This window comes from Halomonas sp. M4R1S46, from assembly GCF_025725685.1.
GTDB lineage: Bacteria > Pseudomonadota > Gammaproteobacteria > Pseudomonadales > Halomonadaceae > Halomonas.
On sequence record NZ_CP107008.1, the window covers coordinates 1,788,740 to 1,814,754 of the forward strand.

The following is a 26,015-nucleotide window of genomic DNA, read 5'->3' on the forward strand; positions in this document are numbered from 1 at the left end:
ATGACCCGGCAAGAGACGCTACCCGCCGGGTCGCGGCTGCTGATCGTCGGGCTCGGGCTGATCGGTGGCTCCCTGGCCGCGGCCCTGCGCCGGTCCGGCTTCGACGGCGAGATCCTGGCCTGCGACCCGGATGCCGAGGAGATCGCGCAAGGCGTCGAGATGGGGCTGATCGACCGCGGCGATACCCGGCTCACCCCGTTGCTCGACGGGGTGTCGCTGGCCGTGCTGGCGGTGCCCGTGCTGGCCATGCGCGGCGTGATGGAGGAGCTTGCCTCGGGGCTCGGGCGTGCCGCCGCCAACCTGGCGATCACCGATGTGGGCAGCACCAAGTCGGCGATCCGCCAGGCCGCCGAGCAGGCCTTCGGCCGGCTGCCGCCGAACCTGGTGCTGGGCCATCCCATCGCCGGCTCCGAGAAGAGCGGCGTGGCGGCGGCCGACCCCCTGCTCTATGTCGGCCACAAGGTGATCCTCACCCCCGAGCCCACCACCGACCCCGACGCCCTGGCCAGGGTGCGGGCGCTGTGGCGTGTGGCCGGCGCCGAGGTGCTGGAGATGGATGTGGCGCGCCACGACCAGGTGCTGGCGCGCACCAGCCACCTGCCGCATCTGCTGGCTTTCTCGCTGGTGGACACCCTGGCCCGCCAGGACGAGCGCCTCGAGATCTTTCGCTATGCCGCCGGCGGCTTCCGCGACTTCACGCGCATCGCCGGCAGCGACCCGGTGATGTGGCGCGACATCTTCGTCGCCAATCGCGAGGCGGTGCTCGCGGCCCTCGACGACTTCGAGGCCGGGGTGGCCCGGCTGCGCCAGGCCGTGGAGAGCGGCGACACCGATGCCATGCTGGCGACCTTCGACCGCGCCAGCCACGCCCGGCACTACTTCGACACCCTGCTCAACCAGACCAGTTATCAGGCGGAATACCAGATGCAAGCACATGGCAAGCTGCGCTACCGGGTCAGCCCCGGTGGCGCCGTGACCGGGCGCATTCGCGTGCCCGGCGACAAGTCGATCTCCCACCGCTCCATCATGCTCGGCGCCCTGGCCGACGGGGTGACCGAGGTCTCCGGCTTCCTCGAGGGCGAGGACAGCCTGGCGACGCTGCAGGCCTTCCGCGAGATGGGCGTGGCCATCGAGGGGCCCCACCAGGGGCGGGTGACCGTCCACGGCGTGGGCCTGCACGGCCTCAAGGCGCCCGCCGGCCCGCTCTACGTGGGCAATGCCGGCACCGCCATGCGCCTGTTCGCCGGGCTGCTGGCCGGCCAGGCCTTCGATACCGAGCTGACCGGTGATGCCTCGCTGACCAAGCGCCCCATGGGCCGGGTGGCCGACCCGCTGCGCGAGATGGGCGCGGTCATCGATACCGCCGAGGGCGGTCGCCCGCCGCTGAGGATCCATGGCGGCCAGGCGCTCCAGGGCATCGACTACGACATGCCCATGGCCAGCGCCCAGGTGAAGTCCTGCCTGCTGCTGGCCGGCCTCTATGCCGAGGGCGAGACCCGGGTGCGCGAGCCGGCGCCGACCCGAGACCACACTGAGCGCATGCTCAATGGCTTCGGCTACAAGGTCGAGCGGGACGGCGACACCTGCTGGCTGAGCGGCGGCGGCAAGCTGACCGCCGCGCCCATCGACGTGCCCTCCGACATCTCCTCGGCGACCTTCTTCCTGGTGGCCGCGGCCATCACGCCCGGCGCCGACCTGGTGCTCGAGCACGTGGGCATCAACCCCACGCGGATCGGGGTGATCAACATCCTCCAGCAGATGGGCGCCGACCTGCGCCTCGAGAACGAGCGTGAGGTGGGCGGCGAGCCGGTGGCCGACCTGCATATCCGCCACGCGCCGCTGAAGGGCATCGACATTCCCGTCGACCAGGTGCCGCTGGCCATCGACGAGTTCCCGGCGCTGTTCGTCGCCGCCGCCAACGCCGAGGGCACGACCCGGCTGCGCGAGGCCGCCGAGCTGCGCGTCAAGGAATCCGACCGCCTCAAGGCCATGGCCGATGGCCTCAGCGTACTGGGGGTGGAGAACCGCCTCCAGGAGGACGGCATCGACATCGTCGGCTGTCTTGACGGGCAGGGCGGTGAGGGCCCGAGCTACGGCGGCGGCCACATCGACAGCCTGGGAGACCATCGCATCGCCATGGCCTTCACCGTGGCCGCGCTGCGGGCCTCCGGCGAGATCGTCATCGACGATTGTGCCAACGTCGCCACTTCCTTTCCCGGCTTCGTCACCCTGGCGCGTCGGGTCGGCTTGTCCCTCCAGGAAGAGCAGGAGGCGTCATGAGCGAGGCAGCGCCGGTGCTGACCATCGACGGCCCCGGCGGGGCCGGCAAGGGCACGATCAGTCGCCTGGTCGCCGAGCGACTGGGCTGGCATCTGCTCGATAGCGGGGCCCTGTACCGGCTGACGGCGCTCGCTGCCGCCCGGCACGAGGTGGCCCTCGACGACGAGACGGCGCTGGCCGGCGTCGCCGCCGCCCTGGACGTGGCGTTCCTGGCCGAGGACGGCGAGGCGCGCATCCTGCTCGAGGGGGCGGATGCCAGCCAGGCGATCCGCACCGAGCAGGTCGGCGATGCCGCGTCACGCGTCGCCGCGCTGCCGGCGGTGCGCGAGGCGCTGCTCAAGCGCCAGCGTGACTTCCGCCAGGCGCCGGGGCTGGTGGCCGATGGCCGCGACATGGGCACCGTGGTCTTCCCCGAGGCACCGCTGAAGATCTTTCTCACCGCCTCGGCCGCCGAGCGGGCCCGGCGGCGCCACCTGCAGTTGCGGGAGGCCGGGGTGGATGCTAGTCTATCGAGTCTTCTAAAGGAGATTCAGGCACGCGATGCACGCGACATGCAGCGCAGCGTGGCCCCGCTCGTAGCGGCCGAGGATGCCGTCGAGCTGGACACCACGAGCCTGACGATACCGGAAGTGGTGGATCGGCTGACGGAACTGCTGGCCAAGCGTGGCCTGGCATCCGACACCTGAACTCCCTTGCGGCGCCTTCGGCAAGATGTGATGACGTGGTCGGGCACCCCGTTTCCCGTGAGCCCGGCCAGGTCGAACCAGCGCCAACATCCCCGAAGGTAGTCTGAAATGGCCCGCACTCGCTGGTGGTGCGGAGGAGCGGCCCTGCCGCACACAACGTTGATCACGTAGGAACATCATGAGCGAAAGCTTTGCTGAACTGTTTGAACAGTCTCTCCAGGACATCAACATGGAACCGGGCGCCATCGTCCCGGCTACCGTCGTCGACATCGAGGGTGACTGGGTCACCGTCAATGCCGGCCTGAAGTCCGAAGGTCAGATCCCCGCGGCCCAGTTCCGCGACGAGAACGGCGAGCTGACCATCGCCGTCGGCGACGAGGTGCATGTCGCCCTGGAAGCCGTCGAGGACGGTTTCGGCGAGACCCGCCTGTCCCGCGAGAAGGCCAAGCGCGCCGAAGCGTGGAAGGTGCTGGAAGCGGCCTTCGAGAAGGAAGAGATCGTCAAGGGCGTGATCAACGGCAAGGTCAAGGGTGGCTTCACCGTCGACGTGGATTCCATTCGCGCCTTCCTGCCCGGCTCCCTGGTCGACGTGCGTCCGGTGCGCGACACCACGCACCTCGAGAACAAGGAACTCGACTTCAAGGTCATCAAGCTCGACCCGAAGCGCAACAACGTCGTGGTGTCCCGCCGCGCCGTGCTCGAGGCCGAGAACAGCGCCGAGCGTGAGGCCCTGCTCGCCACCCTGCAGGAAGGCCAGCAGATCATCGGTATCGTCAAGAACCTCACCGACTACGGTGCCTTCGTCGACCTCGGCGGCGTCGATGGCCTGCTGCACATCACCGACATGGCCTGGAAGCGCATCAAGCATCCGAGCGAGATCGTCTCCGTGGGCGACGAGATCAACGTCAAGGTGCTGAAGTTCGACCGCGAGCGTAACCGCGTGTCCCTGGGCCTCAAGCAGCTGGGCGAGGATCCGTGGGTCAACATCAAGGATCGTTACCCGGAAGGTACCAAGGTGCATGCCCGCGTCACCAACCTCACCGACTACGGCTGCTTCGCCGAGCTGGAAGAGGGCGTCGAGGGTCTGGTCCACGTGTCCGAGATGGACTGGACCAACAAGAACATCCATCCGTCCAAGGTCGTCCAGGTCGGCGACGATGTGGACGTCATGGTGCTCGACATCGACGAGGAGCGTCGCCGCATCTCCCTGGGCATCAAGCAGTGCACCGCCAACCCGTGGGAAACCTTCAACGCCCAGTACAACAAGGGCGACCGTGTGGCCGGTACCATCAAGTCGATCACCGACTTCGGTATCTTCATCGGTCTCGAGGGCGGCATCGACGGCCTGGTGCACCTCTCCGACATCTCCTGGACCGAGACCGGCGAAGAAGCCGTGCGCCACTTCAAGAAGGGCGACGAGGCGGAAGCCGTGATCCTGTCCATCGACCCGGAGCGTGAGCGCATCTCGCTGGGCATCAAGCAGCTCGATACCGACCCGGTCGCCGAGTTCCTGGCCGTCAACGACAAGGGCTCCATCGTCACCGGCCGTGTGGTCGAGGTCGACGCCAAGGAAGCCCACGTCGAGCTGGCGACCGATGTCGTCGCCGTGCTGAAGGCCTCCGAGATCAGCGCCGATCGCGTCGAGGATGCTCGCAACGTCCTGAACGAGGGTGACAGCGTCGAGGCCCGGATCATCGGGGTCGATCGCAAGAACCGTCAGATCAACCTGTCCGTCAAGGCCAAGGATCAGGACGATACCCGTCGCAACCTGGGCAAGCTGCGCGAGCAGGAAGTCGAGGGCGGTGGTCCGACCACCATCGGCGACCTGATCAAGCAGCAGATGGGACAGGACTGAGTCGCGGGCACTGCTTCCGCGCCTTGGCGCCCATCAAGACGCCGCCCCTCGGGGCGGCGTTTTTTTATGGGCGTCCGGGGCGTTCATCCGATGGGAATGGCTTAAACCCGACTCGCGAAAGGAGGGGGCGTTGTCGCTGGATAACTTCTAATAAAAGTGAGTGGCCGGTCTTGAACTTTAACGAAGTGGCCAGGTCGGATGTCCTGTCTGCCGATTTTATTTGTGACGAGTTGCATATGCTGATATTTGGAGCAATAATATTCGGGCATCCCCTGAGTTTTAGTCCTGGAAAAAAGGAAGAGAGTCGATGTCATCACTGCTGAGCAACTACATGCAGAAGGAGCAGCAACTCAAGCAGCTCCAGTCCGAACTCGAGAAGTTGGAGCATGACGAGCGTCTCAAGGCCGAGCTCGAGTTCAAGACCAAACTTGAAGAGTTGATGAAGGAGTTTGGCAAGAGTGCCGGCGACGTCATCGAACTGCTCAACCCGCAGCCCGCAGCGGCCGCCAAGTCGGCACCCGCCAGTGCCGGCGGTCGTCGCAAGCGCAAGCTGAAGATCTACAAGAACCCCAATACCGGCGAGGTCGTGGAGACCCGCGGCGGTAATCAGAAGACCCTCAAGGCCTGGAAGGACGAGTTCGGTGCCGACACCGTGGAGTCCTGGCTGGTCCGCGTCGAGGAGTGATCGGTCACCAGGGGCCCGATCGTTGACGACGCCGCCTCCGGGCGGCGTCGCTGCGTGGGTGGTCCCCTGCCGCCGGATGTCCGCTCGCATCGGGTCCGTGACTCATGAGCTGGCTGCTAATGGCGGTGCTCGCTTATTGATCCGGCGAGTGGAGGGAGCACCGTTCTCCGATGATGCCGGCGCCGGATGGTGGCACCGTTCTGTCCGGGATATCGCGATTTTCTATTAGATTATTTGAATGTGTCATTCATGCCGGCAACCAGAGACAGGGGCGAGTTTGCCATTCGATGGCGAGCGGTTCGGCATGATGATGCCTGCCCGGTATGGCCACTCGCGATGGTGATTGGGGAACAGTAAGCGGGTATACTTCCCTGGCACCCCGTACCATCCCATGGGCAGTGCCATTCCAGTATCCCCGGCCTGTGCCTTGAACCGATTGGTAGCGAATGAAACAGCAGAATTCACGAAAGCCAATGGATGAGCGTGAGAAGTTGCGCAAGTTCCGCGAGCTCGACGATGCCTTCGCCGAAGCGCTGAAAGAGCTCGAAAACCCCGACAGTCGACTGGATATCCCCACCGGGCCACCCGTGCGCTCCCTCGAGGCGCAGGAACGGCCGGACGGCGAGGCCGTCCAGCAGGCCTTCGAGCGTCGCCTGAAGGCCCTCATGCAGGACTATGCGCAGCCTGCCGAGAGCGTCAGTCGCCTCCTCGAGACACTGCGCTCCCTCGGCCATATCGCCTGATCGGAGGCGTCAGTTCCGATACCGGTAGATCCTCAGGCTCGGCAGCAGGGGAGCCTCCTCCAGGCGCTCATCGCGGCGGCGTGCCCGTGTGCGCCTTTCCGGCGGGCCCGGCGGTGGCTGGTTGTGGTCGGGCAGTCGACCGTCCTCGGATGGCACGAACAGCGGCAGCGCGACGTTCATCGCGCGGCGGGTATGGCCGTCCGGCAAGGCTTCCCGAAAGAACAGGTTGGCCCGCATCAGTGGCGCCTGTGGCTGGACCTGGGCCAGCGGTTCGTCGGCGGGCAGGCCGGCCAGCGTGCGCAGCTGGATGCGAACATGAGGGGCCTCGGTATCGAGGGCCTGCAGTCGCTGTTCGGCTTCACGCACCGTCAGGCGCTTGATGGAGCGCCCGCTGGCATACCAGGCCAGCCGTACCCTGGCCACCCGAGCCGGCGCCAGGGGCAGGGCGCGCCAGCACTGCTTGAGGTGCAGGCGTGCCAGTCCGCTGCCGCTCAGGTGGCCGTGCAGGCCGGGGTGACGGAAGGGCAGCACCGCCTTGATCTCGGGGATCAGGGCGGGCGCCTGCTCGCGGATCCGGGCCAGCAACGCTGCGAAGGCCTGCTTGGCGGCATTCACCCGGGCCGCCTGCTCCATCACGGCCGCGTCGGCCGCGACCAGCCCCACATGACTACGGGTGCTGCGGCCGTCCTGGCCATCCTGGTACCAGAAGTCCATCAGTACGGCGTGCAGCCAGTCGGCGTCGACGGCGCCCTGGGGAAAGGCCCAGGCCGTTCCTCGCGAGGCACGCCAGGTGGCGACCAGCGCCTCGGTGCTGTCCACTAGGCCGTCATAGGCGGCTTCCAGCTCCGCCAGCAGGCGATACTCCGGGCGTGCCGCCATGGTCGTCACGCGCCGCCACCGTCCCGGTCGGCCCGGGCCAGCAGGGCGTCGATGTCGGTCTCGTCCATGGCCGGTTCGCCGGCGATGCGGTGTGACTCATCGGCCCAGGCACCCAGGTCCAGCAAGCGGCAGCGCTTGCTGCAGAAGGGCCGATAGGGGTTGTCCTCGTTCCAGCGCACCTTCTGGCGGCACTGGGGGCAGGCGACCTCGAGGGGGCGGTCGTTGGGGGTGTGGCTCATCGCGGTCACTCGTGAGGTGGTGGATGTCGGGGAATTGCCCACAAGGATGACGAATCAGTGCGATCCGGGCAAACCGGCCAGGACTCGGTAGCGCTGGTCGAGCGCCTCGACCTGATCGGCCAGGTCGGCTTCGTCGCCGGCATTGTCGATCACGTCATCGGCTCGCGCGAGTCGCTCCTCGCGAGGCATCTGGGCGGCGACGATGGCCCGGGCCTGTGCCTCGTCGACATCGTCCCGCCGCGCCGTGCGGGCGATCTGCACGGCCTCGGGGACGTCGATCACCAGGCGGCGGTCGACCAGTGCTGCCTGTCCCGACTCGAAAAGCAGCGGCGAGACCAGCAGCGCATAGGGGGCCTCGCTGCGACGAAAGGCCGCCAGGCGCTCGACCAGGCGCTCGCGGATCCGCGGGTGGGTGACCGACTCCAGCCAGCGCCGCTCATCCGGGGCGGCGAAGACGATCTCGCGCAGGGCACGGCGGTCGAGTCGGCCATCCGCCAGCAGGACCCGCGGGCCATAGCGGGCGGCGATCTCCGCCAGGGCCGGTTCGCCGGGCTTTACGACCTCCCGGGCCGTGTCGTCGGCATCCACCCAGGGGATGCCGAGCCGGGCGAAGGCCCGGGTCACCGTGGACTTGCCGGAGGCGATGCCGCCGGTCACGCCGATGATCAGGGTCTTGGGGGGCATCTCAGAACACCAGGTCAAGGTAGGTGGCCATCAGGGGCTCGCCGACCAGCAGGGCAATCCAGCCGGCCACGGCCAGCCAGGGACCGAAGGGCATCGGCGCCCCCCGCAGCCGCGGCAGGGCCAGCTGGGCCAGGATGCCGACCAGGGCCCCGGCGCCCGCGGCGAGGATCAGTACCAGGGGCAGGAGCTGCCAGCCCAGCCAGGCGCCCAGGGCGGCGAGCAACTTGAAGTCGCCGTAGCCCATCCCTTCCTTGCCGGTGACCAGCTTGAACAGCCAGTAGAAGCTCCACAGGGCGAGGTAGCCGGCCATGGCACCGATCACCGCCGCCGCCAGCGCCGGCGGCTGGAAGACCAGCTGATAGAGCAGGCCCGCCCAGAGCAACGGCAGGGTGAGGATGTCCGGGAGCAGCTGGGTACGCAGGTCGATCACGGCCATGGCCAGCAGGGCCAGGCAGGCGCCCAGGATGAACAGGCCCTCCAGGCTGGGGCCGTAGAGTCCCACCACCGCCAGGGTCAGCAGGCCGCCGGCCAGCTCCACCAGCGGGTACTGGGCGCTGATCCGTCCCTGGCAGCTGGCACAGCGACCACGGCGCTTGAGCCAGCCGATCAGCGGGATGTTGTCGTGCCAGGCGATGGGAGCCTCGCAGCGCGGGCACAGCGAGGGCGGGCGGACCAGGTTGAACGGCGCCGACGATTCGGCCTCGAACTCCAGGGCGTCCCGCGCCTCGGCCCGCCATTCACGCATCAGCATCACCGGCAGCCGGGTGATCACGACATTGAGGAAGCTGCCAAGGCACAGGCCGAACACCGCAGCCAGCGGCCAGAGCAGGGAAGGGGGGAGGTCGACTAGCAAGGGGCGCTCCTTTCCGCGATGGGGTCTGCTTGCCATTCTATCGGCCCGCGCCCCGACTTGTCCGGTCTCTTCTATGCTGAGAGCGTCGCGTCGAGACCCGGGCTGTCCCGGCTGGCGCCTTTGGTCTAGAATCTCCCCCCTTCACACGTCAGGAAGCGACCATGACCCAGACGCTTGGACCGGTGATGCTGGACCTGGAAGGTCCCCGCCTGCGCGACGAGGAATGCGAACTGCTGCGGCGCCCGGAAGTCGGTGGGGTGATCCTGTTCGGCCGCAACGTCGAGGACGCCCTCCAGGTGCGCGAGCTGTGCCAGGCGATCCGCCGCGAATCGCCGTCGCTGCTGCTGGCCATCGACCAGGAAGGGGGGCGCGTGCAGCGCCTGCGCCAGGGGGTGACCCGTCTGCCGGCCATGGGGCGGCTGGGTCGCGAGGCCGCGGCGGCGCCCGAGGTGGCCCAGCGGCTCTGTCAGGATGCGGGCTGGCTGCTGGGCATGGAGATGGCGGCCTGCGGCCTGGATCTCAGCCTTGCGCCGGTGCTCGACGTCGATACCGGGCGCTCCTCGGTGATCGGCGATCGCAGTTTCGGCGCCTCGCCGGAGGGCGTGACGCGCCTCGCCGGTGCCTTCGTCGATGGCCTCCACGAGGCCGGCATGGCGGCGGTCGGCAAGCACTTCCCCGGTCACGGCGGCGTGGCCGCGGATTCCCACCTGGAGCTGCCCGTGGACGAGCGTCCGCTGGAGGCGCTGCGTCGGCACGACCTGATGCCCTTCGAGGCCCTGGCCTCGCGGCTGGGGGGCGTGATGCCCGCCCATGTGGTCTATCCGGCCTTCGACCATCGCCCCGCCGGCTTCTCGCCGGCCTGGCTCGGCCTGCTGCGTGAATCGCTGGGCTTCAAGGGCGCCATCTTCTCCGATGACCTGAGCATGGCCGGTGCCCACTCGGCCGGTACACCCGCCGAGCGGGCTCGCCTGGCGCTGGCGGCCGGCTGCGACATGCTGCTGGTGTGCAATGATCGCGCCGCGGCCCTCGAGGTGGTCGAGGCCTGCGAGGGGCGCACGACCAAGCGGGCCGCCAGGTTGCGCTACGGCCGGGCCCGCCCCGACCTCGACGCCCTGAGCGCGCTGTCCCGCTGGCGCCGCGTGCATGCCCGTCTCGAGGCCATGGCCGCCGACTGACGTCTCTTCGCTGATTGAACGACGAGCCCTACGATGCCCAAACTCGATGCCGACGCCCTCCCGTCCCTGGCCGACATGCGTGCGGTCATGGACTCCGCCGACTGCCTGATCGACCAGGAGCAGGTCGAGCGCGCCCTGGACCGCATGGCCGACGCGATCACCCGCGACCTCGGCGACAAGCTGCCGGTCTTCTACTGCGTCATGAACGGCGGCCTGATCACCACCGGACACCTGTTGACGCGGCTAGGCTTCCCCCTGGAGGTGGACTACCTGCATGCCACCCGCTATCGCGGTGGCACCCGGGGCGGCGAGCTGTTCTGGCGCGTCTCCCCGGAGATCCCCATGGCCGGCCGGCACGTGGTGATCGTCGACGATATCCTGGACGAGGGCACGACCCTCGCCGCGATCCTCGACTACTGTCGTCAGGCCGGTGCCGCCAGCATCACCACCGCCGTGCTGGTGGACAAGCGCCATGACCGCAAGGCCGTGCCCGACCTCAAGGCGGACTACTGCAGTCTCGAGGTGGTCGACCGCTATGTCTTCGGCTTCGGCATGGACTACAAGGGCTACTGGCGCAACGCGCCGGGGATCTTTGCGCCCAAGGGCCTGTAGCCCGGGCTTCGCCCGGGAGCCTGAAGACCGTCCGCTTCGCGGACGTCAGCTTCCAGCTGTCAGCCCAACCCGAGTTCGTGGGTGGCTTCCTCGCGCATCTTGAACTTCTGGATCTTGCCGGTGACGGTCATCGGGAAGGCGTCGACGAACTTCACGTAGCGCGGCACCTTGTAGTGGGCGATCTTGCCCTGGCAGAAGGCCTTGAGGCCCTCCTCGTCGAGGCTCTCGCCCTCGCTGAGCTTGACCCAGGCCATGACCTCCTCGCCGTACTTCTCGTCGGGGACGCCGATCACCTGGACGTCGGAGATGGCCGGGTGGGTATAGAGGAAGTCCTCGATCTCGCGGGGATAGATGTTCTCGCCGCCACGGATGATCATGTCCTTGATGCGGCCGACGATGGCCACATAGCCCTCCTCGTCCATGGTGGCCAGGTCGCCGGTATGCATCCAGCCCGCGGCATCGATGGCCTTGGCGGTGGCCTCCTCGTTGTTCCAGTAACCGAGCATCACGCTGTAGCCCCGGGTGCACAGCTCGCCGGTCTCGCCACGCGGGACCACGGCCCCGGTGTCCGGGCTGACCAGTTTGGCCTCGAGATGCGGGTGGATGGTGCCCACCGTGGTCACGCGCTTCTCCAGCGGGGCGTCGGTCTGGGTCTGGAAACTCACCGGACTGGTCTCGGTCATGCCGTAGCAGATGGTGACGTCCTGCATGTTCATCCTGTCGATGACCTTGCGCATCACCTCGATGGGGCAGATGGAGCCGGCCATGATGCCGGTGCGCAGGCTGCCCAGGTCGAAGCGCTCGAACTCCGGGTGCTCCAGTTCGGCGATGAACATGGTGGGCACGCCGTAGAGGGTGGTGGCCCGCTCCTCGGCCACGGCCTCCAGGGTCGACTGGGCATCGAAGCCGTCGCCGGGATAGATCATGGTGGCGCCATGGGTGACGCAGCCGAGATTGCCCATCACCATGCCGAAGCAGTGGTAGAGCGGTACCGGGATGACCATGCGGTCGGCTTCGCTGAGGTTCATGGTGCGGGCCACGAAGAAGCCGTTGTTGAGGATGTTGTGGTGGGAGAGGGTGGCCCCCTTGGGGGCCCCGGTGGTCCCGGAGGTGTACTGGATGTTGATCGGCTCGTCGAACTCCAGCCCGGCCTGGACCTCGGCCAGCCGGTCGGCGCCGACCCGGTCGGCATGCGCCAGCAGGTCCGTCCAGCTGTACATGCCGCGCAGCGCCCGTTCCTCGTCGAGGCAGATCACCCGCTTGAGCTCCGGCAGGCGGGCACTGGCAAGGCCGTCCGGGGAGCCGTCACGCCGCTCGAGGGCCTTCTCTTCCCGGAGCTCCGGCACCAGCTCTGCCAGCGTGGCCACGTAGTCGGAGGTCTTGAAGGTCCCCTGCAGGATCAGCGTGGAGGTGCCCGACTGCTTGAGGGCGTACTCCAGTTCATGGGTCCGATAGCTGGGATTGATGTTGACCAGGATGGCGCCGATCTTGGCCGTGGCGAACTGGGTGATGGTCCACTCGGCGCAGTTCGGCGACCAGATGCCCACCCGGTCGCCCTTGGCGACGCCCAGGGCCAGCAGGCCCCGGGCCGCCTGGTCCACGGCTTCCTGCAGGGCCTTCCAGCTATAGCGCAGCCCCTGGTGGCGGCTGATCAGGGCGTCCCGGTCGGCAAGGCGCTCGACCGTCTCGTCGAAGCAGTCGCCGATGGTCTGGCCCTTCAAGGGGGTATCGCTGATGCCGCTCACATAGCTGATCTGACGGGTTTGGCGTGACATGGTGGCTCTCGTCTTGTTGTGGCGTGAAAGCGTCGGGCACCGGGAAAGTCACGCGGCGGCCATGGCCCGGCTACACCTCGTCTCCCAGCTGGCGCAGCACTTCTCGTGCCCGCTGGTCCACGTCATCGATCTCCATGCGCATCAGGCGGATATCCTCGAGCTGACGCTCGAGGTTGTCGCGCTTGTCGGCCAGGATCTCCAGCAACCGCTTGAGCTGGCGGGCATTTCCGTCGGGCATGGCGTCGTACATCATCACCACCTCGCGGATCTCGGCCAGCGAGAAGCCCAGCCGCTTGCCGCGCAGGGTGAGTTTCAGCCGCACCCGATCCTTCTCCCGATAGATGCGTTTCTGTCCCTGGCGGGTCGGGGCCAGCAGCCCCTCCTGCTCGTAGAAGCGGATGGTGCGAGGCGTGACCTCGAACATTCGCGCCAGTTCGCCGATGCTGTAGGTACGCTGCTGCTTGGGCAGGGCATCCGAACTGGCTTCCGGGGCCTGGGATGAGGTTCGACTCATGACGTTGCTTCCTGTAGCCGGGTGGTCCACCGGCGGTTTCCCACCTCGTCAGAAAACCCTAGACGAGGTTTACGTTAACGTAAAGTGCTTGTTCGACCATGGGGTGATATGGGATAAACCAAGCAAGTGCTAGGTTGGTGCCGGCCGCCGGACCGGGCGTCCCAGCGAGGCGACGGTCCCGCCGGGCGGGGTGCCGACACCATCCACACTCCATTGCCGTTCGAAGAGAGGTTCCCATGGATTTTGCGCTGACCGACGATCAGAAGGCGCTGGCCGACGCCGCCGCCGATTTCGCCCGGGCCGAGCTGGCCGAACATGCCGCCGACTGGGACGCGCGCAGCCATTTCCCGGTGGACGTGATCCGCCGCGCCGGCGAGGCGGGCTTCCTCGGCATCTACACCCCCGAGGCACAAGGCGGCCTGGGGCTGTCGCGCCTCGACGCCTCGCTGATCTTCGAGCAGCTCGCCCAGGGCTGCATCTCCACCACCGCCTACCTGACCATTCACAACATGGTCACCTGGATGGTGGCCAGCTGGGGGGACGATGCCCTGCGCGAGCGCTACGTGCCCGCCATGATAGCCGGTGACGCCCTGGGCTCCTACTGCCTGACCGAGCCCGACGCCGGCTCCGATGCCGCCAGCCTCAGGACACGGGCGGTCCGTGAGGGCGACGAGTACGTCATCTCCGGCTCGAAGATGTTCATCTCGGGCGCGGGGGCCACCGATGTGCTGGTGGTGATGGCGCGCACCGGGGCGCCGGACAGCGGCGCCGGCGGCATCTCCGCCATCCTGGTGCCGGCCGATGCCGCGGGCGTCGAGGTGGGCAAGAAGGAGGAGAAGATGGGCTGGAAGAGCCAGCCCACCTGCCTGATCAGCTTCGACGGCGTGCGGGTGCCGGTGAGCCATCGCCTGGGCGAGGAGGGCGAGGGCTTCCGCTTCGCCATGAAGGGCCTCGACGGCGGTCGCCTGAACATCGCCAGCTGCTCGCTGGGGGCCGCCCAGCAGGCGCTGACGCTGTCCCGGGACTACCTGGCCGAGCGCAAGCAGTTCGGCCGGGAACTCTCGAGCTTCCAGGCCCTGCAGTTCAAGCTCGCCGACATGGCCAGCGAGCTGACCGCCGCCCGGCTGATGGTGCGCCATGCCGCCTGGCGGCTCGACCAGGGCGATCCCGAGGCCACCGCCCACTGCGCCATGGCCAAGCGCGTCGCCACCGACATGGGCTTCAACGTCTGCAACGAGGCCCTGCAGCTGCACGGCGGCTATGGTTATATCCGCGAATATCCCCTCGAACGCCTGGTCCGCGACACCCGCGTGCACCAGATCCTCGAGGGGACCAACGAGATCATGCGGCTGATCGTCGCCCGCCGGCTGCTCGCCGACGGCGTCATCGAATCGCTTCAGTAACCGGACACCAGGAGAGACATCGATGTCGGACCTCGCGGTTTGCTTCGACGAGTTGCCCACCCGCGGCGGCGGCCGCGTCGGCGTGGCCAGGCTCAACGCGCCGAAATCCCTCAATGCCCTGTCGCTGGAAATGATCCAGCGGCTCGAGGCCAAGCTCGACGCCTGGGCGGTGGACCGCAGCGTGGTCGCGGTCTGGCTGGAGGGGGCGGGCGACAAGGCCTTCTGCGCCGGCGGCGACGTGGTGGCCCTGTATCGTTCCCTGACCGAGGAGGGGGACAACCGCGGTGCGGGCCGCGACGGCCTCTTCGCCGAGACCTACTTCACGGCCGAGTACCGGCTCGACCACCGCATCCATACCTATCCCAAGCCGCTCCTGGTCTGGGGCGACGGTATCGTCATGGGCGGCGGCCTGGGCCTGTTGGCCGGTGGCTTCCAGCGCCTGATCACCGAGACCACCCGCATCGCCATGCCGGAGATCACCATCGGCCTCTACCCGGATATCGGCGCCAGCTGGTTCCTCAACCGCATGCCCCCGGGGATCGGCACCTATCTGGGGCTCACCGGCGCCCAGCTCAATGCCCGGGACGCCCTGGACCTGGGGCTCGCGGACCGCTTCATCCCCCGCGAGCGGCGCGACGACCTGCTGGGCGCCCTGGCCGAGGCCGATTACGGCGATCATGGAGCCCTGGCCTGCCGGCTCGCCGTGGAAGGGGCGCTCGACCGCTTCGAGGCCCGCGACCAGGCGCCCGAGGGCCAGGTCTGGCCGCGGCGCGATCATCTCCAGTCGCTGGTGGGCGAGGCGGGGGCCGCCGACGCCACGGCGCGCATCCTCGCCGACGAGCATGACGAGCCCTGGCTCGCGGCCAACCGGGCGCGGCTCGCCTCCGGCTGCCCGATGACCGCCCACCTGGTGTGGCGAATGCTGGAGCGCCATCGCCACTCCAGCCTGGCCGATGCCTTCCGCGACGAGCTGGGGCTCTCGGTGCAGTGCTGCCGCCTGGGCGACTTCTGCGAGGGCGTGCGGGCCCTGCTGATCGACAAGGACAAGCGGCCGAAGTGGTCCCACGCCGATGCCGCCGGCGTCCCGGAGGCGGACATTCAGGCCCTGCTGACCTCGCCCTGGAGCGGCGAGGCGCATCCGTTGCGGGACCTGGGCGTCGGCCACCGCGTCGGTTAGGAAACACCGATTGAGGGGCAATAAGAGCGCATAGCATATTCGTACTCCCGGTGGGGATAGGCACCGGGGACAAGGCGAAGCGAGGGTCCTTTGCCAAGGAAGGCAACGGTAGCGCCCAAGGAAGGGTGCACCGCGCCCTCGCGAAGGCTTGTCGCCGGAAAGGCCCACCTACACCACTCAGGTGTTGTCAGGAGCTCGAGAACAACTCACAAGATATCAAGGAGCAACGCCATGAAGATCGCATTCATCGGACTGGGCAACATGGGCGCGCCCATGGCCGCCAACCTCCTGGGCGCGGGGCACGACCTCTGCGTCTTCGACCTGGTCGAGGCCGCCATGGCGGACCTGGAAGGGCAGGGCGCCCGGCGGGGCGAGAGCGCCGCCGCGGCCTGCCGTGACGCCGAGGTGGTCATCTCCATGCTGCCCGCCGGGGTCCATGTGCGCGGCCTCTACCTGGGTCGCGACGGCGAGGCCGGCCTGCTCGAGGCCCTCGACCACGAGCCGCTGATCATCGAGGCCTCGACCATCTCCCCGGACGATGCCCGGATGGTGGGGCAGGCCGCCACCCAGCGCGGCCTGACCTACCTGGACGCGCCGGTCTCCGGCGGCGTCGGCGGCGCCAAGGCCGGCACCCTGACCTTCATCGTCGGCGGCGACGCCGAGGGCTTCGAGAAGGCGAAGCCGGTGCTGGAGGGCATGGGCAAGAACATCTTCCATGCCGGCGAGATCGGCGCCGGTCAGGTGGGCAAGATCTGCAACAACATGCTGCTCGGCATCCTGATGAGCGGCACCGCCGAGGCGCTGGCCCTGGGAGTCAAGAACGGCCTGGACCCGGCGGTGCTCTCCGAGATCATGAAGCAGAGCAGCGGCGGCAACTGGGCGCTCAACGTCTACAACCCCTGGCCGGGGGTGATGGAGGGCTCGGCGGCCTCCCGGGACTACCAGGGCGGCTTCCTCACCGACCTGATGGCCAAGGACCTGGGCCTGGCCTGGGAGCTGGCGCTCAAGGCCCGAGCCAGCGTGCCCATGGGCTCCCAGGCGCGCAACCTCTTCGCCCTGCACAGCGCCCAGGGCAACGGCGGGCTGGACTTCTCGAGCATCCAGACCCTCTATCGGGCGGGGGAGGGGCAGTGACCCCCTGACGCCCGGCGGGGCGCGCCTCGACGGGCGGGCCCCTTGCCAGGCCGGATCCGGGCTTGGCAATCGCGCCCTTTGGGTCTACATTTGTTCGAAATGTAGAAATTTAGAGGAGTGCCATCATGAGCCGGATCACCCCCGTCACCTGGGATGACCCCCTGCGGCTGATCGACCAGCTCGCCGAGGACGAGCGGATGGTCCTGCAGACCGCCCACGACTACTGCCAGGACAAGCTGATGCCTCGGGTGCTGGAGGCCAACCGCCACGAGCGCTTCGACCGCGAGATCATGAACGAGATGGGGGAGCTGGGCCTGCTGGGGGCCACCCTCGAGGGACACGGCTGTGCCGGCATGAACTATGTCAGCTATGGCCTGATCGCCCGGGAGGTCGAGCGGGTCGACTCGGGCTACCGCAGTGCCATGAGCGTGCAGTCGAGCCTGGTGATGTATCCCATCGATGCCTTCGGCAGCGAGGCCCAGCGCGACAAGTACCTGCCGAAGCTGGCCAGCGGCGAGTGGGTGGGGGCCTTCGGCCTCACCGAGCCCGATCACGGCTCGGACCCCGGCGGCATGTCCACCCGGGCGACTCGTACCGACGGGGGCTGGCGACTCAACGGCACCAAGACCTGGATCACCAACTCGCCCATCGCCGATGTCTTCGTGGTCTGGGCACGCGACGACGACGGCGTGATCCGCGGTTTCCTGCTCGAGAAGGGCATGGCCGGGCTGTCCGCCCCCAAGATCGAGGGCAAGTTCAGCCTGCGCGCCTCGGTCACCGGCCAGATCGCCATGCAGGACGTGGAGGTTTCCGACGACCAGCGCCTGCCCGGCGTCACCGGTCTCAAGGGGCCCTTCTCCTGCCTCAACCGGGCCCGCTACGGCATCGCCTGGGGCAGCATGGGGGCCGCGGAGGCCTGCTGGCATGCCGCCCGCCAGTACACCCTCGACCGCCGGCAGTTCGGTCGTCCCCTGGCCGCCAACCAACTGATCCAGAAGAAGCTCGCCGACATGCAGACCGAGGTCACCCTGGGGCTGCAGGCGGCGCTGCGGGTGGGGCGCATGATCGACGCGGGCCAGCTGGTGCCGGAGGCCATCTCGCTGATCAAGCGCAACAACTGCGGCAAGGCCCTGGATATCGCCCGCCAGGCCCGGGACATGCACGGCGGCAACGGCATCAGCGACGAATACCACGTGATCCGCCACATGATGAACCTGGAGGCGGTCAACACCTACGAGGGCACCCACGACGTCCACGCGCTGATCCTGGGGCGGGCCCAGACCGGCCTGCAGGCGTTCAGCAACTGAAGGGGGCTCCAATGAGTGGACCGCTGGAGGGGATCACGGTGCTGGACATGTCGCGGGTCCTGGCCGGCCCCTGGGCCGGCCAGCTGCTGGCGGACCTGGGCGCGCGGGTGATCAAGATCGAGCATCCCGAGCGGGGCGACGACACCCGGGGCTGGGGGCCACCCTGGCTGGACGGCGAGCACGCCGCCGAGCGCCAGGCGGCCTACTACCTCTGCGCCAACCGCGGCAAGCAGTCGTTGGCCGTGGATATCGCCACCCCGGACGGCCAGGCGCTGGTGCGCGCACTGGCCGCCGGGGCCGACGTGCTGCTCGAGAACTTCAAGGTCGGCGGCCTGGCCCGCTACGGCCTCGACCCGGCACGGCTGCGCGAGCGCAACCCGCGGCTGATCGCCTGCTCCATCACCGGGTTCGGCCAGGACGGCCCCTACGCCCATCGCGCCGGCTACGACTTCATGATCCAGGCCATGGGGGGGCTGATGAGCCTGACCGGCGAGTCCGACGGCATGCCCATGAAGACCGGCGTGGCGATCACCGACGTGATGACCGGGCTGTATGCGACCATCGGGGTGCTGGCCGCGCTGCACGAGCGTCGCCGCACCGGCCAGGGGCGCCATATCGATGTGGCACTGCTCGACGTCCAGCTGGCCACCCTGGCCAACCAGGCGCTCAATGCCCTGGTCACCGGCCAGGATCCCCGGCGCCACGGCAATGCCCATCCCAATATCGTGCCCTATCAGGCCTTCGCCTGTGCCGACGGGCATCTGGTGCTGACCGTGGGCAACGATGCCCAGTTCGCGCGACTCGCGGACCTGCTCGGCCACCCCGACTGGGCCGAGGATCCGGCCTTCGCCACCAATGCCGCGCGGGTCGGCAACCGCGAGGTGCTGGTACCGAGGATCGCCGAGGCCTTCCTGGCCGGCGAGCGGGACGCCTGGCTCGCCGAACTCGAGGCGAGGGGCATTCCCGCCGGCCCCATCAACACCCTCACCGAGGTGTTCGCCGATCCCCAGGTGCGCCATCGCGGTCTGTGTCGGGAAGTGACGGACGGGGCGCGGCGCATCCCCCAGGTGGCCAACCCCCTGCGCTTCGACGGCGACAGCGTCACCAGCGAGCGGCCCCCGCCCAGGCTCGGGCAGGACAGCGATGCGGTACTGGCCGAGATGGGCCTGACCCGCGACGACATCGCCCGGCTGCGGCGCCAGGGCATCGTGCGTTAGCGGGGGGAGAAGCGCCGGTTGATGCCGGTCTCGGCGATCATCCGGGTGGAGATCTCCTCCACCGAGAAGCGCGTGGTATCGATGAAGGGGATATGCATGCGCCGGTAGAGGGCCTCGGCCTGCTGGACCTCCTGCACGCACTGGTCGATGGAGCTGTAGCGGCTGTTGGGGCGCCGCTCGTGGCGGATCGCCGCCAGCCGCCGCGGGTCGATGGTCAGCCCGAACAGCTTGTGGCGATACGGTTCCAGCGCCTTGGGCAGCTTGAGGTTGCCGTCCTCGTCCTGGTCGTCCTCGGTGAGCGGGTAGTTGGCGGCACGAATGCCGAACTGCAGCGCCAGGTAGAGCGAGGAGGGCGTCTTGCCGCAACGCGACACCCCCACCAGGATGATGTCGGCCTTGTTGTACTGGTGGGTGCGGGCCCCGTCGTCGTTGTCCAGGGCGAAATGCACCGAGTGGATACGATCCATGTAGACGTCATCGCTGCCGATGGCGTGGGTCCGCCCCACGCTGTAGGAGGAGTGGGTGGCCAGTTCCTGCTCCAGGGGCTTGAGGAAGGTGGAGAAGATGTCCACCTTGAAGCCCGGCGCATCGCGGATCACGTTGCGCACGTCCTGGTCGACGATGGTGTCGATGATGATCGGCTGTTCGCCGTCCTTGACCGCCGCGCCCTCGATGATCTCGACCAGCCCCCTGGCCTTCTCGATGCTGTCGATATAGGGCTTGGTGAGCATGCGGATCTCGACGTTCTCGAACTGGGCCAGCAGGCTGCGGCCCAGGCTCTCGGCGGTGATGCCGGTGCCGTCGGAGATGAAGAAGGCGGTACGGGGCATGGCGGGGCGTCGCTCGGGCTGTGGGAATGGTCCTATTGTCGAGCCTGATCGGTCACGGCACAAGCCGCGGCATGGGGCGCTCACTACAGGAATCGGCCCCTGCGGGCCGATGTTGTAAAAAACCTCCAGTGACTTCGATGTTAGACCAATGGCGAATATGGATCGCCGCTGGTAGAGTCGCCAGCATCCAATCATGACGGCGCGCCAAGGGTTCCTGGCGGCACCATCCAAGGGGGTCTCACGTGGACGAGTACATTCTGTGGTTCGATCAGTTGGGCATGGACGACGTCGAGCGAGTGGGCGGCAAGAACGCCTCCCTCGGCGAGATGATCTCCAACCTCGCCGGTGCCGGCGTCACCGTTCCCGGTGGCTTCGCCACCACGGCGGACGCCTACCGGGAATTCCTGTCCCACGAGGGGCTCAACGACCGCATCAACCAGGCGCTCGCCACCCTGGACGTGGATGACGTCGCCGAGCTGTCCCGGGTCGGTGCCCAGATCCGCCAGTGGGTCATCGATACCCCGCTGCCGCCGGCCTTCGAGCAGGCCCTGCGCGACAGCTACGAGCAGCTGCTGGCCCGGCACCCCAACCTCAAGGTGGCGGTGCGCAGCTCGGCTACCGCCGAAGACCTGCCGGACGCCTCCTTCGCCGGTCAGCAGGAGACCTTCCTCAACATCGAGGGCTTCGACAACATCAAGCGCGCCGTCCACGAGGTGTTCGCCTCGCTGTTCAATGACCGGGCGATCTCCTATCGGGTGCACCGTGGCTATGCCCACGAGAACGTGGCGCTGTCCGCCGGCGTGCAGAAGATGGTGCGCTCCGAGACCGGCGCCTCCGGCGTGATGTTCACCCTGGACACCGAGTCCGGCTACCGCGATGCGGTGTTCGTCACTGCCTCCTGGGGACTGGGCGAGACCGTGGTACAGGGCGCGGTGAATCCCGACGAGTTCTACGTCCATAAGCCGACCCTGGCCGCCGATCGCCCGGCGGTGCTGCGCCGCAACCTGGGCTCCAAGCTGATCAAGATGATCTACACCGACGATGCCAGCGCCGGCAAGTCGGTGGAGACCGTCGACGTGCCCCTGGCCGACCGCTGCCGCTTTTGCGTCAATGACGAGCAGGTCATGGACCTGGCCCGGCAGGCGGTCACCATCGAGGAGCACTACGGCCGGCCCATGGACATCGAGTGGGCGCTGGACGGCGACGACGGCAGCCTCTACATCGTCCAGGCGCGTCCCGAGACGGTGGTCTCCCAGCAGGAGGGCGGCAAGCTGGAGCGCTTCCAGCTCAAGGAGAAGGGGCGCACCCTGGTCACCGGCCGCGCCATCGGCCAGCGCATCGGCCGCGGCGCCGTCAAGGTCGTGTTCTCGCCGGACGACATGGACAAGGTCCATGCGGGCGATGTGCTGGTCACCGACATGACCGACCCGGATTGGGAGCCGATCATGAAGCGGGCCTCGGCGATCGTCACCAACCGCGGCGGTCGCACCTGCCACGCGGCGATCATCGCCCGCGAGCTGGGCATCCCGGCCGTGGTCGGCTGCGGCGACGCCACCGAGGCCCTGGCCGATGGCCGCGAGGTCACCGTGTCCTGTGCCGAGGGCGACACCGGCCATGTCTACGACGGCCTGCTGGAATTCGACCGCAACGTCACCAGCGTCGATGCCATGCCCGAGATTCCCTTCAAGATCATGATGAACGTGGGCAACCCGGACCGCGCCTTCGGCTTCGCCGGCCTGCCCAACGCCGGCGTCGGCCTGGCCCGCCTGGAGTTCATCATCAACCGCATGATCGGCGTGCACCCCAAGGCGCTGCTGGAGTACGACACCCTGCCCGCCGACCTGCAGCAGACCATCGACCTGCGCACCGCGGGGTATACCGACCCGGTCAGCTTCTACGTCGACAAGCTGGTGGAGGGGATCTCCACCCTGGCGGCCGCCTTCTACCCGCAGCGGGTCATCGTGCGCCTCTCGGACTTCAAGTCCAACGAGTACGAGAACCTGATCGGCGGCAAGCTCTACGAGCCCGGCGAGGAGAACCCCATGCTGGGCTTCCGCGGGGCCTCGCGCTACATCTCCGACGCCTTCCGCCCCTGCTTCGAGCTGGAGTGCCGGGCGCTCAAGCGGGTCCGCGACGTGATGGGGCTGAACAACGTCGAGATCATGGTGCCCTTCGTGCGCACCACCGACGAGGCCCGCGAGGTGGTCGACCTGCTGGCGGCCAACGGCCTGGAGCGCGGCAAGGACGGCCTCAAGGTCATCATGATGTGCGAGCTGCCGGCCAACGCCCTGCTGGCCGACGAGTTCCTGGAGTACTTCGATGGCTTCTCCATCGGCTCCAACGACCTCACCCAGCTGACCCTGGGGCTCGACCGGGACTCCGGCATCGTCGCGCACCTCTTCGAGGAGCGGAACCCGGCGGTCAAGAAGCTGCTGTCCATGGCGATCCAGGCCTGCAAGGCCCAGGGCAAGTACGTGGGCATCTGCGGCCAGGGGCCGTCGGACCATCCGGACCTCGCCAAGTGGCTGATGGAGCAGGGCATCGACTCGGTATCCCTGAACCCCGATGCGGTGCTCGAGACCTGGTTCATGCTGGCCGGCGAAAAGCTGGGCTGAGTCGATCGCGCCTGCGTCGCCGACACGACACCCGGGCCCTGCCCGGGTGTCGTCGTCTGGCGCCCGGGATCGGCCGGCGCCACGCCATCCTGCGCCGATCGCGATGACCATGACCCCGGGTCAGGCGGGTCGCGGTGCCATCTTCCATACTGGACGTATCGGCACAGGAGATACGCCATGGTGGACCCCCTGACGGTGGAGGCGGTGTTCCGGCGCTGCCCGAGCGAGAGCTTCGACTTCGAACTGACCAGCGAACTCGACCCCCTGGACCTGATCGGAGGCCAGGATCGGGCCCGGGAGGCCCTGATCCTGGGCACGGGCGTCCGACATCAGGGCTTCAACCTCTACGTGCTGGGCCCGGCCGGGCACGGCCTCCGTGGCCTGGTCACGCGCTTCCTCGAAGAGCGCGCCGCCGAGGGCTCGGTGCCCCCGGACCTGTGTTACCTCAACAATTTCGACGATCCCGCCAGTCCCGTGCTGCTACGTCTGCCGCCCGGCCTGGGGCGGCAGCTGCGCGGCGATGTCGAGCGGCTGATCGAGGAGCTTGGAAGCGCCATCCCGGCGGTGTTCGAGAGTGATGAGTACCAGAACCGCCTCCATGAGCTCAAGCAGGCCATGAGCGAGCGGCAGCGGGATGCCGTGGAGTCGGTGCGCCGCGAGGCCAGGGAACACGACATCCTGCTGCTCTCGACGCCCAGCGGTTTCACCTTCGCCCCCGCCGACGAGAACGGCGAGATGATGCCGCCGGATGCCTACCAGGCCCTGGATCAGGAGGAACGCGAGCGCATCGAGCGCACCGTGGAGATCCTGCAGGAGAAGCTGACCAAGGCGATCCGCCGGATGCCCAAGCTGGCCAAGTCCCTGCGCGAGCAGGTCAATGCCCTCAACGAGGAGATGCTGCAGTCCGCCATCGGCGCCCCCCTGGGCGAGCTCGAGGAACGCTACGCGGATCATGACGGCGTGCTGACCCATCTGTCGGGTATCCGCGAGTCGATCCTCCATCATGTCGATGCCTTCCATTCCGACCAGCCCGAGGTGCCGCCCGAGGCGGTGTTCAGCCGGTTGCGCATCAACCTGCTGGTGGACCACGGCGACACCGAGGGCGCGCCGGTGGTCTATCAGGACCTGCCCAGCCATCAGCACCTGGTGGGGCGGATCGAGCATCAGGTGCACAACGGCACCCTGCTCACCGACTTCAGCCTGATCCGGGCCGGCGCCCTGCATCGGGCCAGCGGCGGTTACCTGGTGCTGGACGTGCGCGGCCTGCTGACCCAGCCGGGGGCCTGGGAGACCCTCAAGCGGATGCTGGACGGCGGGCAGATCCGCATCGAGTCCCTCGAACAGGCCTATGGGCTGATCAGCACCATGACCCTCGAGCCCGAACCGGTGCCGCTGGATGTCAAGGTCGTGCTGCTGGGCGATCGCCTGCTCTACTACCTGCTGTGCGAGCACGACCCGGACTTCCTGGAACTGTTCAAGGTCCAGGCCGACCTGGACGACGAGTTCGACCGCGACACCGGCAGGCTCGACCTCTATGCGCGCATGGTGGCCATGCTCGTCCAGGAGGGGCGCCTGCGTCCCCTGGACCCGGAAGGTGTGGCCGCGGTGATCGAGCGGGCCAGCCGCCTGGCCGATGACCAGCGCAAACTCACCGCCCGCCATCGCGACCTGCACGACCTGCTGGTGGAGGCCGACCACTGGGCCGAGATCGCGGGCCGGGACGTGATCGGCCGCGAGGCCGTGGAGCGCGCCGTGGCCGAGCAGCGCCACAGGGCCGGCCGGGTCCGCGAACGTAGCCAGGAGGCGATCATCCGCGGCACCCTGCTGATCGACACCCAGGGAACCAGGGTCGGCCAGGTCAACGGCCTGACGGTGATACGGCTGACGAATCACGGCTTCGGTCAGCCGATCCGCATCACCGCCACCGCTCGCCCCGGCAACGGCCAGGTGGTGGATATCGAGCGCGAGGCCAAGATGGGCGGGCCCATCCACTCCAAGGCGGTGATGATCCTGTCGCGTTACCTCGCCAATCGCTATGCCGGCGACGAGCCGCTGTCGCTGTCCGCGAGCCTGGCCTTCGAGCAGTCCTACGGGGGCGTGGAGGGCGACAGCGCCTCGGTGGCCGAGGCCTGCGCGCTGGTCTCGGCCATCGCCCGGATACCGCTGGACCAGGCCTTCGCCGTGACCGGGTCCATCAACCAGCATGGCGAGGTGCAGGCAGTGGGCGGCGTGAACGAGAAGGTCGAGGGCTTCTTCGAGGTCTGTCGGGCCCGGGGGGGGCCGGAGGGGCAGGCGGTGATCCTGCCGGCCGCCAACCTCGAGCATCTGATGCTGCGCAGCGAGGTCCGCGAGGCCGTGGCGTCGGGCTCCTTCCGCCTCTACGCCGTCCGCCACGTCGACGAGGCGCTGGAGCTGCTGACCGAGTCGGCAGAGGCGAACCGCTCGCTGGATGAGCGGGTCGCCGAGCGCCTGAGGGCGTTCCGCGCGGCCGTCCGCCGCAGCCGTTCGCGCCCCGCCACGGTCGGTGACGGGGGGGACGGCGATCACGGCAACGGAGACGTGGGGGAAGCCGATGGCCGAGAATGATAGGCGTCAGGACGGCACGGAAGGCGACATCGCCGTGACCGTGGCCCGGGTGCTGGCCCTGCTCGATGCCTCCCGCCACAGCCTGGCGGCGTTGTCCGTCGCCGTGCGTCTCGCCGAGCGACAGGGGGCCGAGCTGGTCGCGGTCTATGTCGAGGATCAGGACTTGTTGCACAGCGTCGCCTTTCCCTTCGCCCGGGAGGTGGGTGGCCATTCCGGACAGGTGCGTCGCCTCACGGCCCCTCAGCTCGAGGCTAGCCTGGCACGCCAGGCGGAGCGGGTCAGCCAGGCGCTGGAGTTCGCCGTGGCCGGGCGCCGGCTCCGGCATTCGCTGCAGATCAGCCGAGGCCGGGTGATCTCCGAGGCGTTGTCCATCGCCACCCCCGGGGACATCATGCTGCTCGGCAAGGCCGGGCTGGCCGGTCGCTTCGGCGCGCGGCTGGGCACCAACAGCCTGGGGCTGATCCTCTCCGCGCCCTGCCCGGTGGTCGTCTGGGACGAGGAGGGGCCGCCGGCGGCGCCAGGCCCGCTGCGGGTGCTGGTGGATCCGGCCTCTGGCGACGCGCCTTCGGTCCCCACGCCCTTGTCGACGTTCTTCGACGGCACGGAGCCGATTCCCCGCCGCGACGCGGCCGCGCTGACGCGTCGGCTGGCGGTATGCCGCGGCGGCGCCCTGCTGTTGCATCGTGACGCGCTTCGCGGGCTGCTCGCCGAGGACCCCGACTGGCTGTCGCGGCTGGTCATGCCGGTCGTCGTGGTGCCCTGAACC

Annotated in this window: 22 protein-coding genes; 15 read left to right on the plus strand and 7 right to left on the minus strand. The window is 68.3% G+C overall.

Annotated features, from left to right (window positions below; genetic code table 11):
- From OCT48_RS08485 to OCT48_RS08505, 5 genes are all read left to right on the plus strand, one after another.
- Nucleotides 1-2,280: a bifunctional prephenate dehydrogenase/3-phosphoshikimate 1-carboxyvinyltransferase gene (locus tag OCT48_RS08485; protein ID WP_263592258.1), complete on the plus strand. Its 2,280-nt coding sequence runs from the start codon at nt 1-3 to the stop codon at nt 2,278-2,280.
- Nucleotides 2,277-2,966: a (d)CMP kinase gene (gene cmk / locus OCT48_RS08490; protein ID WP_263592259.1), complete on the plus strand. Its 690-nt coding sequence runs from the start codon at nt 2,277-2,279 to the stop codon at nt 2,964-2,966. The genes OCT48_RS08485 and cmk overlap by 4 nt, the downstream gene beginning before the upstream one ends.
- Nucleotides 2,967-3,144: 178 nt before the next feature.
- A complete protein-coding gene (gene rpsA, locus OCT48_RS08495) occupies nt 3,145-4,821 on the plus strand; it encodes a 30S ribosomal protein S1 (RefSeq protein ID WP_263592260.1) in 1,677 nt (558 codons plus the stop codon).
- Nucleotides 4,822-5,128: 307 nt separating this feature from the next.
- Nucleotides 5,129-5,506: a histone-like nucleoid-structuring protein, MvaT/MvaU family gene (locus OCT48_RS08500; RefSeq protein ID WP_263592261.1), complete on the plus strand. Its 378-nt coding sequence runs from the start codon at nt 5,129-5,131 to the stop codon at nt 5,504-5,506.
- A 473-nt stretch (nt 5,507-5,979) separates the two neighbouring features.
- The gene (locus tag OCT48_RS08505; RefSeq protein ID WP_263592262.1) at nt 5,980-6,249 is read left to right on the plus strand and encodes a hypothetical protein; all 270 of its coding nucleotides are present in this window, start codon (nt 5,980-5,982) and stop codon (nt 6,247-6,249) included.
- A 9-nt stretch (nt 6,250-6,258) separates the two neighbouring features.
- On the opposite strand, the gene OCT48_RS08510 is transcribed toward OCT48_RS08505, so the two are convergent.
- From OCT48_RS08510 to OCT48_RS08525, 4 genes are read right to left on the minus strand one after another with little or no spacing between them, the layout of a single operon-like run.
- On the minus strand, nt 6,259-7,128 hold the full coding sequence (locus tag OCT48_RS08510) for a DNA replication terminus site-binding protein (protein ID WP_263592263.1): 870 nt from the start codon (nt 7,126-7,128) through the stop codon (nt 6,259-6,261).
- 5 nt (nt 7,129-7,133) lie between these two features.
- A complete protein-coding gene (yacG, locus tag OCT48_RS08515) occupies nt 7,134-7,367 on the minus strand; it encodes a DNA gyrase inhibitor YacG (protein WP_263592264.1) in 234 nt (77 codons plus the stop codon).
- A gap of 54 nt (nt 7,368-7,421) precedes the next feature.
- Nucleotides 7,422-8,051 carry a dephospho-CoA kinase gene (coaE, locus tag OCT48_RS08520; protein ID WP_263592265.1) on the minus strand — a complete coding sequence of 210 codons (630 nt, stop codon included), beginning with the start codon at nt 8,049-8,051 and terminating at the stop codon, nt 7,422-7,424.
- Nucleotide 8,052: 1 nt separating this feature from the next.
- Nucleotides 8,053-8,904 (minus strand): prepilin peptidase, encoded by an 852-nt coding sequence (locus tag OCT48_RS08525; protein WP_263592266.1) that lies wholly within the window; start codon nt 8,902-8,904, stop codon nt 8,053-8,055.
- Between the two features lie 161 nt (nt 8,905-9,065).
- On the opposite strand from OCT48_RS08525, the gene nagZ reads away from it, so the two are divergent.
- Nucleotides 9,066-10,079, plus strand: coding sequence for a beta-N-acetylhexosaminidase (nagZ, locus tag OCT48_RS08530; RefSeq protein ID WP_263592267.1), 1,014 nt, complete (start codon nt 9,066-9,068; stop codon nt 10,077-10,079).
- 33 nt (nt 10,080-10,112) lie between these two features.
- Nucleotides 10,113-10,691: a hypoxanthine-guanine phosphoribosyltransferase gene (locus OCT48_RS08535; protein ID WP_183384666.1), complete on the plus strand. Its 579-nt coding sequence runs from the start codon at nt 10,113-10,115 to the stop codon at nt 10,689-10,691.
- Nucleotides 10,692-10,750: 59 nt separating this feature from the next.
- Here OCT48_RS08535 and OCT48_RS08540 read toward each other — a convergent pair whose 3' ends face one another.
- Nucleotides 10,751-12,466 (minus strand): AMP-binding protein, encoded by a 1,716-nt coding sequence (locus tag OCT48_RS08540; RefSeq protein ID WP_263592268.1) that lies wholly within the window; start codon nt 12,464-12,466, stop codon nt 10,751-10,753.
- 70 nt (nt 12,467-12,536) lie between these two features.
- Nucleotides 12,537-12,980, minus strand: coding sequence for a MerR family transcriptional regulator (locus tag OCT48_RS08545; RefSeq protein WP_263592269.1), 444 nt, complete (start codon nt 12,978-12,980; stop codon nt 12,537-12,539).
- A gap of 236 nt (nt 12,981-13,216) precedes the next feature.
- On the opposite strand from OCT48_RS08545, the gene OCT48_RS08550 reads away from it, so the two are divergent.
- From OCT48_RS08550 to OCT48_RS08570, 5 genes are all read left to right on the plus strand, one after another.
- The gene (locus tag OCT48_RS08550; RefSeq protein WP_263592270.1) at nt 13,217-14,383 is read left to right on the plus strand and encodes an acyl-CoA dehydrogenase family protein; all 1,167 of its coding nucleotides are present in this window, start codon (nt 13,217-13,219) and stop codon (nt 14,381-14,383) included.
- A gap of 22 nt (nt 14,384-14,405) precedes the next feature.
- A complete protein-coding gene (locus OCT48_RS08555) occupies nt 14,406-15,560 on the plus strand; it encodes an enoyl-CoA hydratase/isomerase family protein (protein WP_263592271.1) in 1,155 nt (384 codons plus the stop codon).
- Nucleotides 15,561-15,791: 231 nt separating this feature from the next.
- Nucleotides 15,792-16,694 (plus strand): 3-hydroxyisobutyrate dehydrogenase, encoded by a 903-nt coding sequence (gene mmsB / locus OCT48_RS08560; protein WP_263592272.1) that lies wholly within the window; start codon nt 15,792-15,794, stop codon nt 16,692-16,694.
- Nucleotides 16,695-16,819: 125 nt separating this feature from the next.
- Nucleotides 16,820-18,001 carry an acyl-CoA dehydrogenase gene (locus OCT48_RS08565; RefSeq protein ID WP_263592273.1) on the plus strand — a complete coding sequence of 394 codons (1,182 nt, stop codon included), beginning with the start codon at nt 16,820-16,822 and terminating at the stop codon, nt 17,999-18,001.
- A gap of 11 nt (nt 18,002-18,012) precedes the next feature.
- Nucleotides 18,013-19,218, plus strand: coding sequence for a CaiB/BaiF CoA transferase family protein (locus tag OCT48_RS08570; protein ID WP_263592274.1), 1,206 nt, complete (start codon nt 18,013-18,015; stop codon nt 19,216-19,218).
- Here the strand turns inward: OCT48_RS08570 and OCT48_RS08575 are convergent.
- Entirely contained in the window at nt 19,215-20,048 is an 834-nt protein-coding gene (locus OCT48_RS08575) for a pyruvate, water dikinase regulatory protein (RefSeq protein WP_263592275.1), read from the minus strand. The two genes, OCT48_RS08570 and OCT48_RS08575, sit on opposite strands and share 4 nt — an antisense overlap.
- Nucleotides 20,049-20,290: 242 nt before the next feature.
- On the opposite strand from OCT48_RS08575, the gene ppsA reads away from it, so the two are divergent.
- The 3 genes from ppsA (at nt 20,291) to OCT48_RS08590 (ending at nt 26,012) form a co-directional block, all read left to right on the plus strand.
- Entirely contained in the window at nt 20,291-22,663 is a 2,373-nt protein-coding gene (gene ppsA / locus OCT48_RS08580) for a phosphoenolpyruvate synthase (RefSeq protein ID WP_263592276.1), read from the plus strand.
- A gap of 177 nt (nt 22,664-22,840) precedes the next feature.
- On the plus strand, nt 22,841-25,249 hold the full coding sequence (locus tag OCT48_RS08585; RefSeq protein ID WP_263592277.1) for a Lon protease family protein: 2,409 nt from the start codon (nt 22,841-22,843) through the stop codon (nt 25,247-25,249).
- Nucleotides 25,236-26,012 (plus strand): universal stress protein, encoded by a 777-nt coding sequence (locus OCT48_RS08590; RefSeq protein WP_263592278.1) that lies wholly within the window; start codon nt 25,236-25,238, stop codon nt 26,010-26,012. The genes OCT48_RS08585 and OCT48_RS08590 overlap by 14 nt, the downstream gene beginning before the upstream one ends.
- Nucleotides 26,013-26,015: the final 3 nt, after the last annotated feature.